This window comes from Streptomyces sp. NPDC052109, from assembly GCF_040680195.1.
Lineage (GTDB): Bacteria > Actinomycetota > Actinomycetes > Streptomycetales > Streptomycetaceae > Streptomyces.
Genome location: NZ_JBFAWF010000001.1, coordinates 474,554 through 490,052, shown reverse-complemented (window position 1 = coordinate 490,052; position 15,499 = coordinate 474,554). Strand labels below are relative to the sequence as shown.

14 protein-coding genes and 2 tRNA genes are annotated in these 15,499 nt (G+C 70.3%); 5 read left to right on the top strand and 11 right to left on the bottom strand.

The window, feature by feature from the left end; genetic code table 11:
• The first annotated feature begins 45 nt into the window (after positions 1-45).
• Positions 46-1,062, top strand: coding sequence for a hypothetical protein (locus AB0L59_RS02235; RefSeq protein ID WP_365578273.1), 1,017 nt, complete (start codon positions 46-48; stop codon positions 1,060-1,062).
• A gap of 210 nt (positions 1,063-1,272) precedes the next feature.
• Here the strand turns inward: AB0L59_RS02235 and clpX are convergent, their stop codons facing one another.
• The 5 genes from clpX to AB0L59_RS02210 all read right to left on the bottom strand — a co-directional run bounded on the left by clpX (position 1,273) and on the right by AB0L59_RS02210 (position 6,023).
• Positions 1,273-2,559 carry an ATP-dependent Clp protease ATP-binding subunit ClpX gene (gene clpX, locus AB0L59_RS02230; RefSeq protein WP_189948500.1) on the bottom strand — a complete coding sequence of 429 codons (1,287 nt, stop codon included), beginning with the start codon at positions 2,557-2,559 and terminating at the stop codon, positions 1,273-1,275.
• Between the two features lie 169 nt (positions 2,560-2,728).
• Entirely contained in the window at positions 2,729-3,394 is a 666-nt protein-coding gene (locus AB0L59_RS02225; RefSeq protein ID WP_365578271.1) for an ATP-dependent Clp protease proteolytic subunit, read from the bottom strand.
• Between the two features lie 71 nt (positions 3,395-3,465).
• On the bottom strand, positions 3,466-4,071 hold the full coding sequence (locus AB0L59_RS02220) for an ATP-dependent Clp protease proteolytic subunit (RefSeq protein ID WP_228625250.1): 606 nt from the start codon (positions 4,069-4,071) through the stop codon (positions 3,466-3,468).
• A gap of 329 nt (positions 4,072-4,400) precedes the next feature.
• The gene (gene tig / locus AB0L59_RS02215) at positions 4,401-5,768 is read right to left on the bottom strand and encodes a trigger factor (RefSeq protein WP_365578269.1); all 1,368 of its coding nucleotides are present in this window, start codon (positions 5,766-5,768) and stop codon (positions 4,401-4,403) included.
• A 178-nt stretch (positions 5,769-5,946) separates the two neighbouring features.
• Positions 5,947-6,023: transfer RNA gene (locus AB0L59_RS02210), tRNA-Pro, on the bottom strand.
• A 182-nt stretch (positions 6,024-6,205) separates the two neighbouring features.
• Here AB0L59_RS02210 and AB0L59_RS02205 point away from each other — a divergent pair.
• Positions 6,206-6,279, top strand: a tRNA-Gly gene (locus AB0L59_RS02205).
• 168 nt (positions 6,280-6,447) lie between these two features.
• Here the strand turns inward: AB0L59_RS02205 and AB0L59_RS02200 are convergent.
• The gene (locus tag AB0L59_RS02200) at positions 6,448-7,020 is read right to left on the bottom strand and encodes a hypothetical protein (RefSeq protein WP_365578267.1); all 573 of its coding nucleotides are present in this window, start codon (positions 7,018-7,020) and stop codon (positions 6,448-6,450) included.
• An 870-nt stretch (positions 7,021-7,890) separates the two neighbouring features.
• Complete coding sequence (locus tag AB0L59_RS02195; protein ID WP_055703542.1) at positions 7,891-8,085, bottom strand: hypothetical protein; 195 nt, start codon at positions 8,083-8,085, stop codon at positions 7,891-7,893.
• A gap of 532 nt (positions 8,086-8,617) precedes the next feature.
• Between AB0L59_RS02195 and AB0L59_RS02190 the strand changes: the two genes are divergently transcribed.
• Positions 8,618-9,736 carry an acyltransferase family protein gene (locus AB0L59_RS02190; RefSeq protein ID WP_365578264.1) on the top strand — a complete coding sequence of 373 codons (1,119 nt, stop codon included), beginning with the start codon at positions 8,618-8,620 and terminating at the stop codon, positions 9,734-9,736.
• Between the two features lies 1 nt (position 9,737).
• Here AB0L59_RS02190 and AB0L59_RS02185 read toward each other — a convergent pair whose 3' ends face one another.
• Positions 9,738-10,187: an HD domain-containing protein gene (locus tag AB0L59_RS02185; RefSeq protein ID WP_365578262.1), complete on the bottom strand. Its 450-nt coding sequence runs from the start codon at positions 10,185-10,187 to the stop codon at positions 9,738-9,740.
• 84 nt (positions 10,188-10,271) lie between these two features.
• Between AB0L59_RS02185 and AB0L59_RS02180 the strand changes: the two genes are divergently transcribed.
• Positions 10,272-10,964, top strand: coding sequence for a GNAT family N-acetyltransferase (locus tag AB0L59_RS02180; protein ID WP_365578260.1), 693 nt, complete (start codon positions 10,272-10,274; stop codon positions 10,962-10,964).
• Here AB0L59_RS02180 and AB0L59_RS02175 read toward each other — a convergent pair.
• A complete protein-coding gene (locus tag AB0L59_RS02175; RefSeq protein ID WP_365578258.1) occupies positions 10,961-12,136 on the bottom strand; it encodes a PP2C family protein-serine/threonine phosphatase in 1,176 nt (391 codons plus the stop codon). The genes AB0L59_RS02180 and AB0L59_RS02175 overlap by 4 nt on opposite strands.
• 175 nt (positions 12,137-12,311) lie before the next feature.
• Between AB0L59_RS02175 and AB0L59_RS02170 the strand changes: the two genes are divergently transcribed.
• Positions 12,312-13,553, top strand: coding sequence for a GNAT family N-acetyltransferase (locus AB0L59_RS02170; protein ID WP_365578256.1), 1,242 nt, complete (start codon positions 12,312-12,314; stop codon positions 13,551-13,553).
• A 109-nt stretch (positions 13,554-13,662) separates the two neighbouring features.
• Here the strand turns inward: AB0L59_RS02170 and AB0L59_RS02165 are convergent, their stop codons facing one another.
• Positions 13,663-14,472, bottom strand: coding sequence for a DNA-formamidopyrimidine glycosylase family protein (locus AB0L59_RS02165; RefSeq protein ID WP_365578254.1), 810 nt, complete (start codon positions 14,470-14,472; stop codon positions 13,663-13,665).
• 389 nt (positions 14,473-14,861) lie between these two features.
• A complete protein-coding gene (locus AB0L59_RS02160; RefSeq protein WP_365578252.1) occupies positions 14,862-15,347 on the bottom strand; it encodes a ribose-5-phosphate isomerase in 486 nt (161 codons plus the stop codon).
• Between the last annotated feature and the right edge of the window lie 152 nt (positions 15,348-15,499).

Genomic DNA, 15,499 nt, shown 5'->3' with positions numbered 1-15,499 from the left:
TCCAGGATGTCAGGAACACATAAGCATCTGGAGGGGAACCCAGAGATGAGCAACAACCAGCCGGGCCCGTACGGCGGACCGCCCCAGCAGCCGGGCCCTTACGGCCGGCCGGGGCAGCCTGGTCCGTACGGCCAGCCGGGACCCTACGGCCAGCCGGGCCCTTACGGCCAGCCGCCGCAGGCCCCGCAGCCCGGCTACGGCTACCCCCAGCAGGCCCCTCCGACTCCGCCGCAGCCGGGTTACGGCTACCCGCAACAGGGCGTCATGCCGCCGCAGCCGAACCCGTACGGCCAGCAGCCGGGCCCCTATGGGCAGCAGCCGAACCCCTACGGCCAGCAGCCCTACGGCATGCCCCAGGCGCCGCAGGCCGGCGGCGGCAAGAAGAAGACGGGCCTGATCATCGGCGCGGTGGCCGTGGTGGCGGCCGTGGCGGTGGGCGCTTACTACGCCTTCGCCGGGGGCAGTACAGGCATCGCGGACGACGGACCCCACAAGTTGACGACTCCGGAATCCGTGATCAACGGGACGTACACCAAGAAGAGCGATACCGGCTCCTCGGCCGACATCAGTGACTCCGATAAATCGGACTACGCGAAGTGGGGGGTGAAGAACCCCACGGAGGTGGGCGCCAAGTACGAGAACGGTACGGGCCTGACCATGAAGGGCATTGCCTTCAGCGGCGTTTACGGGACGATCGACAACCCCGAGGCGGTCGTCGACGCCATGTTCGCCAAGGCCAAGGCGGAGTCCGAGAAGGACCAGAGCGGTTCCGACACCAAGGGCAAGCTGATCGGCAGCCCCGAGACCGTCCACCCGGCGGGCTTCTCCAACGGCGTCATGAAGTGCCAGGTGGCCGAGATCGACACCAGCGGCTCGTCGGCCTCGCAGGCGGGGCTGCCGAAGAGCATGAAGCTGCCGGTGTGCATCTGGGGCGACCACAGCACCGTCGCCTTCGTCTCGTCGTACAGCGTCGCCTCCATCGCCTCGGGCCAGGGCGAGTCGATCGACGACGCCGCGGATCTCGGGGCCAAGCTGCGCAACGACGTGCGCGTCAAGGCGTAGCGCTCGTCACGCTCGGACGGAGCCCCGGTCGATCGACGACCGGGGCTCCGTCGTGCGGCGACTCCCCGAGGACTGTGTCGGCCCGCACGCTCCGGCCCGACCCACAGCCCCTGCCGCCGAACGCAGCCGTCCGATCGCGATGCGGCCGACATGCCGAAAGGGGGCGCCCCGTGCCCCGGGGCGCCCCCTTTCCTCGTCGTGCCGGACCGCCTACGCCGACTTCTGCTCCCCCGACCCCCGACCCCGCGCATCCCGGGGAATCAGGGTCGGGTTGACGTTGGAGAGGACCACGTCGGCCGTGATGACCACGCGGGCCACGTCCTTGCGGGACGGGACCTCGTACATGACGCCCTGGAGGACTTCCTCCATGATGGCGCGCAGGCCCCGGGCGCCGGTCTGGCGCAGGATGGCCTGGTCGGCGATGGCCTCCAGGGCCTCGCGCTCGAAGTCCAGCTCCACGCCGTCGAGTTCGAAGAGCCGCTGGTACTGCTTGACCAGGGCGTTGCGGGGTTCCACCAGGATCTTGAGGAGCGCCTCGCGGTCGAGGTTGTGGACCGACGTGATCACCGGGAGGCGGCCGATGAACTCCGGGATCATGCCGAACTTGACCAGGTCCTCCGGCATGACGTCCTCGAAGACGTCCTTCGACTCCAGCTCGCGCTTGGAGAGGATCGTCGCGCCGAAACCGATGCCCTTGGCGCCCGCACGAGCCTCGATGATCTTCTCCAGGCCGGCGAAGGCACCGCCCACGATGAACAGGACGTTCGTCGTGTCGATCTGGATGAACTCCTGGTGCGGGTGCTTGCGGCCGCCCTGGGGCGGGACCGAGGCCGTGGTGCCTTCGAGGATCTTGAGGAGCGCCTGCTGGACGCCCTCGCCCGAGACGTCACGGGTGATCGAGGGGTTCTCGCTCTTCCTCGCCACCTTGTCGATCTCGTCGATGTAGATGATGCCCGTCTCGGCCTTCTTGACGTCGTAGTCCGCCGCCTGGATGAGCTTCAACAGGATGTTCTCGACGTCCTCGCCGACATAGCCCGCCTCCGTCAGCGCCGTCGCGTCGGCGATCGCGAAGGGGACGTTCAGCATGCGCGCAAGGGTCTGCGCGAGGAGGGTCTTGCCGGAGCCCGTAGGGCCCAGCAGGAGGATGTTGGACTTCGCCAGCTCGATGGCGTCGTCACGGCCGCCCGGACCGCCGTTCTCGCCCGCCTGGACCCGCTTGTAGTGGTTGTACACCGCGACGGAGAGGGCCTTCTTCGCCGCCTCCTGGCCGACCACATAGCCCTCGAGGAACTCGTAGATCTCGCGGGGCTTGGGCAGTTCCTCCCAGCGCACCTCGCTGGTCTCCGCGAGCTCTTCCTCGATGATCTCGTTGCAGAGATCGATGCACTCGTCGCAGATGTACACACCGGGCCCTGCGATGAGCTTCTTGACCTGCTTCTGGCTCTTGCCGCAGAACGAGCACTTGAGCAGATCGCCGCCGTCACCGATGCGTGCCACGGTGTGCTTCCCCTTCGCCTGGGAGACGCCTGGACGCGGTGGTCCAGCGGCTCCTGGTGCTGCCTTATGTCCGACGGTACCTTGCCGGGCCCGGTGTTCGGGCCCCCCTTGGCAGGGTTCACTTTGACGTGCACCGCGCCAGGGGGAGCCCGGAGAGCGCCGCTCCGCGTCAGCGGACCGCGGCGTTGTTCAGCTTGCGGGTGGAGATGATCTGGTCGACGAGGCCGTACTCGAGCGCCTCCTCGGCCGTGAGGATCTTGTCGCGCTCGATGTCCTCGCGGATCTTCTCGATCGGCTGGTTCGAGTGCTTGGCCAGCATGTCCTCCAGCTGCTCACGCATCCGGGTGAACTCGTTGGCGATGATCTCCAGGTCGGAGAGCTGGCCGCGGCCGGTGGAGCCCGCCGGCTGGTGGATCAGCACACGGGAATTCGGCAGCGCCATACGCTTGCCGGGCGTACCGGCGGCGAGCAGGATGGCCGCCGCGGAGGCGGCCTGGCCCATGCAGACCGTCTGGATGTCGGGCTTGACGAACTGCATCGTGTCGTAGATCGCCGTGAGGGCGGTCATGTCGCCACCGGGGCTGTTGATGTAGATCGAGATGTCCCGGTCCGGGTCCATCGACTCCAGGCACAGCAGCTGCGCCATGACGTCGTTGGCGGAGGCGTCGTCGATCTGGACGCCCAGGAAGATCACGCGCTCCTCGAAGAGCTTCGCGTACGGGTCGTACTCGCGGATGCCCTGGGAGGTGCGCTCGACGAAGCGCGGGATGACGTAGCGGCTGTCGGGGCGCGGCCCCTCGTACATGCCGCTGGCGGCGCCGGGGAAGTTGCTCATGGGGTGTTCACCGTCCTGGTGGCGTTCTGGGGGGCTGGGCGTCGTGGCGGTGCGTGGCGTGGCCGGGCCGGTCAGGCACCGGTGCCGCCGCCTCCCGGAACACCCGAGGCGTGCGTGATGATCTCGTCAATGAGACCGTACTCCTTGGCCTCTTCCGGGGTGAACCAGCGGTCGCGGTCGCCGTCGCGGACGATCGTCTCGACGGACTGGCCGGAGTGCAGCGCGGTCAGCTCGGACATGGTCTTCTTGGTACGCAGCAGGTACTGGGCCTGGATCTTGATGTCCGAGACCGTACCGCCCAGGCCCGCGGAGCCCTGGTGCATCATGATGTCCGTGTGCGGCAGGGCGAAGCGCTTGCCGGCGGTGCCGCCGGTGAGCAGGAACTGACCCATCGAAGCCGCCATGCCCATGCCGATCGTCACCACGTCGTTCGGGATGTACTGCATGGTGTCGTAGATCGCCATGCCGGCCGTCACCGAGCCGCCCGGGCTGTTGATGTAGAGGTAGATGTCCTTGTCCGGGTCGGCGGCGAGGAGCAGCAGCTGTGCGGTGATCTTGTTGGCGATGTCGTCGTCAACCTGCTGGCCGAGGAAGATGATCCGCTCGCCGAGCAGCCGGTTGTAGACCTGGTCGCCGAGGCCACCACCGATGGAAGGCTCGCCGGCGGCTGAGGGCATCAGATTCGTCACGTATCCACCTGCTCGTCTTACGACGGCGCCGGGCCGTCTCATTGTTCTGCCTTTCATGGACCCTAACGCCATGGTCCCTTCGGGGAATCCCGGGAATGCGGGTGTTCGCCGGGGGCGTAGCGCGTGGGGCTCCACCAGGCGCCGGGTGCGGTTCGCCGGGGGGGGAGAGAGAGCGGTCGTCGGGCCGCGGGCGCGCTGTGGCCGGTCGCGCGGTCCCCGCGCCCCTTCAGGTCCGCCGCTCCCCCGTGTACGGCACAGGCCCCCGGGAGACACTCCCGGGGGCCTGTGCACGCGCTTCGGAGGCGCTGCGGGGCGGCTCAGCCCTCGGTGGTCTCCTCGGAGGTCTCCGACGCCTCGGCGGCCTCGGTCTCGTCCTCGTCGTCCAGGTCGACGATCTCGCCGTTGGTGTCCTTCACCGTGGCGGCCTCGACCACGACGGCCAGAGCCTTGCCGCGGGCGACCTCGCCGACCAGGAGCGGCACCTGGCCACCCTCGACGACGGCCTGGGCGAACTGGTCGGGGGACATGCCGGAGGAGGCGGCGCGCCGCATGAGGTGCTCGGTGAGCTCCTCCTGGTTGACGTTCAGCTGCTCCTTCTTGACCAGCTCGTCCAGGACGAACTGGGTCTTGATGCCCTTGACCGCGGCCTCGCGGGTCTCGGTCTCGAACTCCTCGGCGGTCTTGCCCTGGAGCTCCAGGTACTTGTCGAGGGTGAGGCCCATCTGGCCGAGCTGGTGGTGCTCCAGGTTGTGCTTGCGGGTGTTGATCTCGTCCTCGAGCAGCTTCTCGGGGACCGGGACCTCGACCAGGTCGAGCAGCTTCTCCAGGACGCGCTCCTGCGCCTGGGTGGCCTGGTCGAACTGCTTCATGTTCGCGAGGCGCTTGCGGCTGTCGGCCTTCAGCTCCTCCAGGGTGTCGAACTCGGAGGCGAGCTGCGCGAACTCGTCGTCCAGCTCGGGCAGTTCACGGGCGGCGACCTGGGTGACCTTGACGGTGACCTCGGCCTCCTTGCCCGCGGCGGAGCCGCCCTTCAGCTCGGAGGCGAAGGTGGCCTCGCCACCGGCCTCCAGGCCCTTCACAGCGTCGTCGATGCCGTCGAGCAGCTCGCCGGAGCCGATGGTGTAGGAGACACCGTTGGCGATGCCGTCCTCGAGGACCTCGCCGTCGACCTTGGCCTGCAGGTCGATGGTGACGACGTCGCCGTCCTCGGCGGCGCGCTCGACCGGGGACGTGGAGGCGAAGCGCTCGCGCAGCTGCTCGACCGACTTCTCGACGTCCTCGTCGGTCACCTCGACGGCGTCGACCTCGACCTCGATGCCCGAGTAGTCGGGGATCTCCAGGGCCGGGCGGACGTCGACCTCGGCGGTGAAGTTCAGCGTCTCGCCGTCCTTCAGCTCGGTGATGTCGACCTCGGGCTGGCCCAGCGGGCTCAGCTCGGCCTCGTTGACCGCGTCGGTGTAGAACTTCGGAAGCGCGTCGTTGACGGCCTCCTCCAGCACCGCACCGCGGCCGAACCGCTGGTCGATGACGCGGGCCGGGATCTTGCCCTTGCGGAAGCCCTTCACCGTGACCTGCTGGTTGATCTTCTTGTACGCCGCGTCGAGGCTGTCCTTGAGCTCCTCGAAGGGCACCTCGACAGTGAGCCGAACCCGGGTCGGGTTCAGGGTCTCCACGGCGCTCTTCACGGTTCGGTCTCCTTGTGGCTGACTTCTTGGTTTCTGCCGGAGCCAGACAGGTCCGGCGGATTCGCCGCCCGGAGGAGTACGTAGGCCGTGAGGGCCGGGTCACACGGGCGCGCAGCTTGCATAGTAACCGCAGCGGGTCAGCGCCCCAAAAGGCGATCATCACGACGTCGTGGGCAGGTGGTCGGGGTGGCGGGATTTGAACCCACGGCCTTCCGCTCCCAAAGCGGACGCGCTACCAAGCTGCGCCACACCCCGTCTGGTGCGACACGTAGGGTACATGGCCCAGCCGGTCACGTCGGCCGCATTCTCCGAGGCGGCATGCGCGGGGGCTCCGCCGCGGGGCACGAGAGTCTCGGGAACCAACTCGTTGGCCTCGGCGGCGGGCGACCCGCTACGATGCCTCCAGTGCCGCGGTCACCGACCTGCGGCGCACTCTCGCGGGCGTAGCTCAATGGTAGAGCCCTAGTCTTCCAAACTAGCTACGCGGGTTCGATTCCCGTCGCCCGCTCCAGAATGGCTCAGGCCCAGGTGAGAGGGTAAATTTACCCTCTCACCTGGGCCTTCAGCCGTTTTCGGGGACCGCTCGGCCCTCCGGGTTCCCCGCGCGCCCCTGCGGAGCGGTTGCGCAGGACGTGCTGCGGCCGAGGAGAGAGCGGCACACCCCCCTGGGACGACCCGGTCAGCCGCCCAGCAGTGTGCTCAGGAACGCGATGACGGCGCAGAGCGCCGCACCCGGCAGCAGGACGATCCCTGCCTGACCGAGTCGGATCCCTACGCGGCCGACGAGGCCGGCGCGGGGTTCGGGTCGGCCGGTGGAGCTCGCCCGGGAGGCGAATCCGGCCCCCGCAAAGACGAACAGCGCCACGCCGAACAGCGTCAACGCCGCGTACCCCGTGGTGCGGGCCGGGCTGATCCGAACGTAGGAGTCAGCGTCGACCCGGTCCAGGCGGGCTGTCTGCCCCGAGGCCAAGGACTGGTTCGCGGTGAAGCGTGCCGCCGGGTCCGTGGAGCGGCCGTCGTCCGACCGGAAGGTGCCGGTACACCGGATCTCGGGCTTCGGCTGACCGGCCCGTGCGCAGGATGCGACTGTGAGCGTGCCGGGCCGGCCGAGCAGGCCGACGGCGTGGCCTGCCTGGTCGAGCCCGAAGGCGATCAGCCCGGCCCCGGTCAGCGCGAACAGGACGGAGAACACCAGCCGCTGGGCCGGGTTCGCCGACCGCGACGGTCCACGGCTGGAGATCACTGGTGCCATGCACTACCTCCCCGACCCGGCGGTCCCGTGAAGACGACACGTGAGGCTACCCAACGGGCCCGAACCGGGCCGCTGGGGGGGCCACTCCGGCACGGCCGTACGAGAGCCGGCCAAGGGCCGGGAGCGGGCCAGGGTGCCGGACGGCCGTGCACACGGCACAGAGCCGCACGTACCCTCGGCGTGCCCGGTCTGGCGGCGCCCGTCGGGAACCCCCGGAAACACCAGCGGACGGACCAGGAACGCGCAGGTCACCCAGGTCAGAGGATCATTGCTCCGCCCGGCCCTGATCGCTTCGCCTCCGGCCGGTTGGTGGAGGAGGGAGCAGCGCGCCCCCTGGGGCGACTCCGTCGGCCGCCGCGGGCCGCCCGGTGGCACTCTCGGCGACCGCGTGAGAGGCGCCGCCCCGCGGCCGGACCGGGTGCCCGGCAGGCCCTGAACGCGCCCTGGAGCCGCATGCGCCCTCTGCGTGTCCGGTCGAGGAGTGCCCGACAGGGAACACCGGTGAGCGGGGAGCGGGCCGCCCCCGGTGAGGTCGACGGTGAGTTCGCGCACCGGTCCGGAGGCAGTGGGGCGGACGAGGGCGGCCAGGTGCCCGCCGGGTATGCGGGGCGTGGGCGCCCAAGGTCTCGGGACGCTCCCGCGCCGCCACCCACGCACCTTGCCGGCCGCGTGACCGGACCGGGGGCGAGGCCCGGCGTCGGCGGCGTGCCGGCCGTGGGCGGGGCTCGACCGCGTGCCGGCGGCCGCAGGCGGAGCAGGCGAGGTCACCGCGCCCTCACCCGACCGCGCCGCCCTGGCGCAGCGCCATCCCCGTACGCCCCCGCTGCTTCAGTTGTTCAGCGCGTTCGGTCGGCCGGCGCCCGCACCAGATCAGAACTTGATGGAGCTGATGGAGTCCGCTATCGAGTTCAGGAAGCGGTCGATGGACGGAGCCATGCCGGTCGAGGCGAGGAAGAAACCGAAGAGGACCGCGACGATCGCGGGACCTGCCTTGATGTTCCCCCCTCTCAGCAGCACTACCAGGATGATCGCCAACAGCAGCACCACAGACAGTGAAATGGCCACAACTGATCACACCCTCGGTCGGTCCGCTCTGCCGGCCCGGAGGTACGGCCCGCGCACCCCCGCCAGAACCATCGTGCCACCAACCCGGCCCGCTCATGCGGCCCGTGACACAACGTCGGACACCGGCCGCCGCGGGCCACCGGCCGCCCGGCAATTCGACCGAGCCTTCCGCACATGACTTCCCTGGGAATTGCGCGACTTCGTTTCCGCCTCCACACATCCCGTGCGCAGCTAATTCGAATTGATGACACAGAGGCGTCGTATGCCCCATTTCGTAGGGATGAATCGGGACATCGCGGGTGATCCGTCGACCCCGTGTGCGCACCATCACGTAGGCAGAGATGCCGAGTTCGGCAAAAGAGCGGGTACCCGAAGGCGATAACCAGGAATGACTGCGGGAGTTTTACGAAATCCCGCAGACGACGCTAGGGTGCCTGAGATGTTTGACGCCGCCTCGTCCCCCGGCCAGAACCGCAGGCCGCTCCCCCCGGCACAGTCGCCGGCGGACGGAGTGCCCGGTCCACGTACCCCGATGAGCGCGCAGAAGGGGCCGGCGAAGGCGGACAGACCCGACGAACAGCGCGACAGCCGACAGCGTGGCGGCAAGCAGCGCGACGCGTTCTTCGACAACGCCAAGTACCTGGCCATCGTGCTCGTCGCGATGGGGCACTCGTGGGAACCGCTGAAGGGCGACAGCCGGATCCTGGAGGGCGTGTACACGGTCGTGTACTGCTTCCACATGCCGGCCTTCATCATCATCTCCGGCTTCTTCTCGCGCGGCTTCGACATGCGCCCGGACCGGCTGAAGCGGCTGATCACCGGCGTCGTGGTGCCGTACGTCCTCTTCGAGACCGCCTACCCGACCTTCAAGAACCTGATCACGGGCTCGCACGAGGAGATCAGCCTCCTCGACCCCTGGTATCTGACCTGGTTCCTGGTCGCCCTGTTCGTCTGGCGGCTGACGACGCCGATCTGGAAGCTGGTGCGCTCACCGTTCGCGGTCGCCCTGGCCATCGCCATGCTCGCCTCCGCCACCCCGAACATCGGTGACGACCTCGATCTGCAGCGCGTCCTGCAGTTCCTGCCGTACTTCGTGCTCGGCCTGTGCATGAAGCCCGAGCACTTCCAGCTGGTCCGCCGTCGCTCGGTGCGGATCGCCGCGGTGCCGGTGTTCGCCGCCGCGCTGGCCGTCGGCTGGTGGGCGGTGCCGCGCATGAACACCGCGTGGTTCTACCACCGTGACTCCGCGCAGGAGCTGGGCGCGCCCTGGTGGTGCGGCCCGGTGATGACGCTCGCGATGATGGGTTGCTCGCTGCTGCTGACAGCCTGCTTCTTCTCCTGGGTGCCGGGCCGCAGGACGTGGTTCACGGCCCTCGGCGCGGGCACCCTGTACGGCTACCTGCTGCACGGCTTCCTGGTGAAGTTCGCCGACTACCGCGGCTGGTTCGACCACCCCTGGCTGCACCGCCCGCTCGGCGAGATCCTGGTGACCGTCCTCTTCGGCGCCGCCGTCACCGTGTTGTGCACCAAGCCCGTGCAGCGCGTCTTCCGGTTCGCGATGGAGCCGAGGATGGAGTGGGCGTTCAAGCAGGACGCGGCCGAACTCGCCCGTGAGCGGCAGAAGAAGGCGCGCGAGAGGGCCGGCGCCTAGCTCATCCCTGACCGAGGCCGAGAAGTGCGCGCATCCGGGCGTACTTCTCGGTCAGTCGTTTCCGGGTCGGCTCGTCGAGGACCGCCAGGCGCTCCGGGTCGGCGTTGTGCGCCAGGTCGGCCTCTTTCACCAGCCGTGCGCCGTCCGTGGCGAGGATCCGCCGGGCGTACGCCTCCGGCTCCTCCCCCGGCCGCTTGGTCAGGGCGTCCACGATGGCCTTCGTCCGCGCGGTCAGCGCCGATTGTGCGAGCCACTCCCGGGTCAGCGCGTCGTCCTCGACGGAGTCGTGCAGCCAGGCCGCCGCGATCTGCTCCGCGTCCCCGCCCCGGGCGCGCACCCCGGCGGCGACGGCGGCGAGATGGCCGGCGTACGGCCGTCCCGCCTTGTCCGTCTGGCCTTCGTGGGCGGCACGGGCGAGGGCCTCGACCTCGGCGAGCGTGAGCTGTGTCATCGCCCCAGTGTCTCGTGCCCGGCACCGGCTCCATGCTGTAATAAGCAGTATCCGCCATCACCTGTTACCTGCCGGGGAGGGGTCGTGCCTTTCGAGAGCACCGCCGAGGCTGTACGCGCATGGGTCGACGGCTGGGTCGTCTCACGCGGTGCGGCCGAACCGACGCGTGAGCCCTGGGGCTACACGGTCCAGGTCGGGCTGGCCGAGGAAGTGGCCCGGCACGTTCTGACCGCCGCGGACGAGGCGACCGTTCGGAAACTGGCCGAGCACAGCGCCGCCGGTGTCGCACTGAAGGTCTTCGTGCAGGCGCGGACCCTGGAGACGTGGCTGCCGCCGGGCTGGGGCCTGCTCGACGGCCACGCCGCCTTCATGGCCGCCTCCTTGGCCGACGTGGAGGCCACGCCCGGCCTTCCCGACGGTTACCGGCTGAGCAGCTGGAGCCGGGGTGGGGTCACCCGGGTGGTGGTGCGTGCCGCCGACGGTGCCTTCGCGGCACGCGGGCAGATCGCCGTCACCGGTACGACGGCCGCCGTCGACCAGGTGGAGACCGCCGCGGCCCACCAGCGGCGTGGACTCGGGCGCGTGGTGCTGGGCACGCTGGCCGAGGCCGGCGCCCGCCAGGGGGTGAGGGCGGCCGTGCTGGGCGCCACCGAGGAGGGCCGGGCGCTGTACGAGGCGCTGGGCTGGCGGGTACTGGCCCCGCTGAGCGCGGCCAAGCGGACCACCGACGCCGGCACGACGGACACCACCCCGGGCCGGGCCGCGCCGGCACGCTAGGACAGACGGGCCGATGAGGCCTGGCGGCAGATCAGGAGCAGGGCCCGGTCGTCGTTGACGTCCTTCGCGACCGCCTCGATGAGGTGCCAGGCGGCACCGTGGAAGCCGCCGGCCACATAGCGGTCGGCCTCGCCGGTGAGGCGGTCGATGCCTTCCACGATGTCGCGGTCGGAGGTCTCCACCAGACCGTCCGTGAACAGCATCAACACGTCGCCGGGGCGCAGCGAGCCCTTCACCGGGTCGAACTGGGCGCCGTCGTACACGCCGAGCAGCGGCCCCTCGGCGGCCTTCTCCTCCCAGCGTCCGCTGCCCGCGCTCAGTTGCAGGCCCGGTGGATGGCCGGCGGAGTACAGCTCGTAGTCGCCGGAGTCGAGGTCCAGGACGAGGTGGATGGAGGTCGCGAAGCCCTCGTCCCAGTCCTGGCGCAGGAGATAGCCGTTCGCCGCCGGGAGGAAGGCGTGCGGGGGGAGGGAGCCCAGCAGGCCTCCGAAAGCCCCCGACAGCAGCAGGGCGCGCGAAGCCGCGTCCATGCCCTTGCCGGACACGTCCGTGAGCACGACCTCCAGCGTCCGCCCGCCGTTCGTGCGGGACGCGACGACGAAGTCACCCGAGAAGGACTGACCGCCGGCCGGCCGCAGCGCCATCTCGTGGTGCCAGCCCTGGGGCAGCTTCGGCAGCTTGCTCTGCACCCGGATCCGCTCGCGCAGGTCGAACAGCATGGTGCCGCCGCGCCGCCAGGGCACGCCGACCCGGCTGCGGAACTGGGCCGTGAGCAGACCGAAGAAACCGCACGCCGCCACGACCAGGACCACGCCCGGCGTGACCCGCGAGGGTCCCTCGGTGTACGGGCCGAGCCGCACCGACTCCACGATGAGCGCGGTGGCCGCGGTCGCGTACAGGCCGAGCAGGCTCGCCGGGCGCAGCAACAGGCCGCCGGCGACGATCGGCAGCACCAGGGTGGCCGGGGAACACCACACCGAGTCGATGAGTGTCAGGCCCGCCAGGAGAGGCACGGTCAGCAGCAGTCCGGCGAACGCGATCCAGTCGGAGCCGTCGCCGCGGAAGTAGTCCACGGCGCTTCTGCGCAGGCCGATGCGGGCCCGGTGCCACTGCATCCTCCACCGGGCCGTGAACGTCTCGGCCTTCGCGCGCCGCTCTCGTCCTGCTGCCATTAGTTCGGGACCCTATCCATCTGACCGGCTGCTTGGCACGGGAGGTCCCACTTGTCCCCCGTGCGAGACTCCACTTCGCGGTTCGTCCTCACAGTGAACGGCACGCGAGGCCGGCGCGCCGCCGTCCGGGAGAAATTCGCTGGCTCGTCCCCCAACGCCCTGGTAGGCATGGCTCATGGGGACTGACCGGGGAACCGAGCTGAAGGTGCTGCGCGAGTCCGACTGGGACCGGTGGTACGACGTCCTGTACCGCGCCTTCGGTGCCTCGTCGGCGCCGCCCGAGGAGCGCGAACTGGACAGGTCCGTCACCGAGTTCGAGCGTTCCCTGGCCGCGTGGGACGGGGAGGAGATCGTCGGTACGGCGGGCGCGTTCAGCTTCCGGATGACCGTGCCGGGCGGTACCGCGGTCCCCGCGGCGGGCGTGACCATGGTGGGGGTGGCGGCCACCCATCGGCGGCGCGGCGTGCTGACCTCGATGATGCGCCGGCAACTGGACGACGTACGGGCGCTCGGCGAGCCGGTGGCGGTGCTGACCGCGTCCGAGCCGGCGATCTACGGCCGGTTCGGGTACGCCGCGGCGACCTTCCGGACGGCCGCCGAGATCGACACGAGCCGGGTGACGCTGGCCCTGCCGCCCGGCGTCGAGGACGTGCGGGTGCGGTACGCGGCACCCGCCGACGCCCTCGACGCCTGCGAGGCGGTCTACGCCGCGCTGGTGCCGCGGCGGCCCGGGATGCTGGCCCGGCAGCCCGGCTGGGAGCGGGCCGGACTCCTCGACCCCGAGAGCGAGCGGGGCGGGGCGTCGGCACTGCAGTGCGCGGTCGCGGAACGGGACGGCCAGGTCACGGGGTACGTCCGGTTCAGCACCAAGATCGGCTGGGGCGAGAGCGGGCACGACGGCACGGTGCAACTGAGGGACCTGGCCGCGCTCGATCCCGTCACCGAGGCGGCGCTGTGGCGGTTCCTGTTCGGGATCGACCTGATGACGACGCTGTCGGTGGGGTCGCGGCCGGTCGACGACGCCTGGCGGTACCTGGTCTCGGACATCCGCCGCTGCCGGCCGCGACTGCGGGACGACGCGTACGTCCGTCTCGTCGACGTGGGTACGGCCCTGTCGGCCCGCACGTATCAGGTGCCGGTGGACGTGGTGCTGGAGGTGGAGGACGCCTTCTGCCCGTGGAACGCCGGGCGTTGGCGGCTCACGGGTGACCCGAAGGGTGCCTCCTGCGAGCGTACCGCCGATGCCGCCGATCTCGCCCTTTCCGTACGGGAGTTGGGCGCGGCCTATCTCGGCGGGGTGACGCTGCTGTCGCTCGCGGCGGCCGGGCGGGTACGGGAGCTGCGGCCGGGGGCGCTGGCGGAGGCGTCGGTGGCGTTCGGCTCACCGGTGGCACCCTGGCTGCCGCACGGCTTCTAGACCCTGTCGTCAAACTCCCGTCGCCCCGGCCCTCGTACCGGATGCGACGAGAGTGCCTGCACGGCGTCGCGGGGCGGGCGGGAGTTCGACGACGGGGCCCGGTGCCGGGTCACCGCTGCTGGCAGGTGGGGCACCAGAAGAGGTTGCGGGCGGCGAGGTCGGCGGTGCGGACCTCGGTGCCGCAGATGTGGCAGGGCAGGGTGGCGCGGCGGTAGACGTACACCTCGCCGCCGTGGTCGTCCACGCGGGGCGGCCGGCCCATGGCCTCCGGTGTGTGCTCGATCCGGACGGTGTCGATGCGGTTCGCCCGAACCCCCTCGTGCATCAACGCGACGAGGTCGGCCCACAGGGCGTCCCACTCGGCGCGGGTGATGTCCTTGCCCGCGCGGTACGGGTCGATCCCGTGCCGGAACAGCACCTCGGCCCGGTAGACGTTGCCGACGCCGGCGACGATCTTCTGGTCCATGAGGAGGGCGGCGATCGTCGTACGGCTGCGGGAGATCCTGCGGTACGCGGCGTCCGGGGCGGCGTCGTCGCGGAGCGGGTCGGGGCCGAGGCGGTCGTGTACGGCCTGCTTCTCGGTGTCGGTGATCAGCGCGCAGGTGGTGGGGCCGCGGAGGTCGACGTACGCGGTGTCGTTCGCGAGGCGGAGGCGGACGGTGTCGGTGGGCGGGGGCGCGGGGGCGTCGCCGAAACCGACCTTGCCGAAGAGGCCGAGGTGGATGTGGACCCAGTCGGTGTCCCGGAAGCGGAGGAAGAGGTGCTTGCCGTGGGCTTCGGTGGCCGTCAGCGGGGCTCTGTCGAGCAGGGCGGCGGCGTCGGAGAACTTGCCCTGGGGGCTGGTGACGCGCGGGGCGGACCCCAGGAACCGCTCGGCGTAGTCGTGGGCCAGCCGATGGATGGTATGCCCTTCCGGCAAGGCGGGGTGTCCTTTCGGGATCATTTCGCCCACCATCCCGGCCGACTGCTTCGGGCGGCCGGCCCTCAGCCGCTTTCCCGCTCCCCCCTCGTACCGGTCGATCGGGAGGTGAGCATCTGGGACGGGGTGCCGGCGGTCGGTCGGGAAGCGGACGAGCGGAATGTACAGAGCCGGTCCGCCGAGAGACGGACGAGCCGGGTGCGCCGACGCGCTCGGCCGAGAGGTCAACGACTGGGATGGGCCGGCGGCGGTCAAGGCGGCTGAGTGGCCGGGCCACCCAGCCTTCCAGCCGACCGCGCCGCACGACCCGGCACTCCAGCCGTCCGAACCACACCGCCCGGCCCTCCAGCCCACCGCGTGTCAGCGGGGGCCGGGGCAGGGGGCGGAGCCTACTGCTGGGGGTGGTGGGCCGGGATCGGGGGGAGGTCGCCCGTCGTTTCGTAGGCCGACAGCATGTCGATCCGGCGGATGTGACGCTCGTCACCGGAGAACGGCGTGTTGAGGAAGACCTCGACGAATTTCGTCGCCTCCTCCGTGCTGTGCATGCGCGCGCCCACCGCGACCACGTTGGCGTTGTTGTGCTGCCGCCCCAGCGTCGCCGTCTCCTCGCTCCAGGCCAGCGCCGCACGCACGCCCTTCACCTTGTTCGCGGCGATCTGCTCCCCGTTGCCGGAGCCGCCGATCACGATGCCGAGGGCGTCGGGGTCCGCGGCCGTCTTCTCCGCGGCACGCAGACAGAAGGGCGGGTAGTCGTCCTGGGCGTCGTACAGGTGTGGCCCGCAGTCGACGGGCTCATGACCCGCCGCCTTGAGCCATTCCACGAGGTGGTTCTTGAGTTCGTAGCCAGCATGGTCGGAGCCGAGATACACGCGCATGCCACGAGTGTGACACGCCTCATCCGGGGCAGCAGCCTCGGGTGGCGGCGCCTCACCCGGCCCCGGGGAACAGCTCTCGGGTGCCCCGGGGAAAACCTTGCCAGGCTCAGGGAAATGTGAGTCAGACCATAGAACCTCAAGGGAACCTCAAG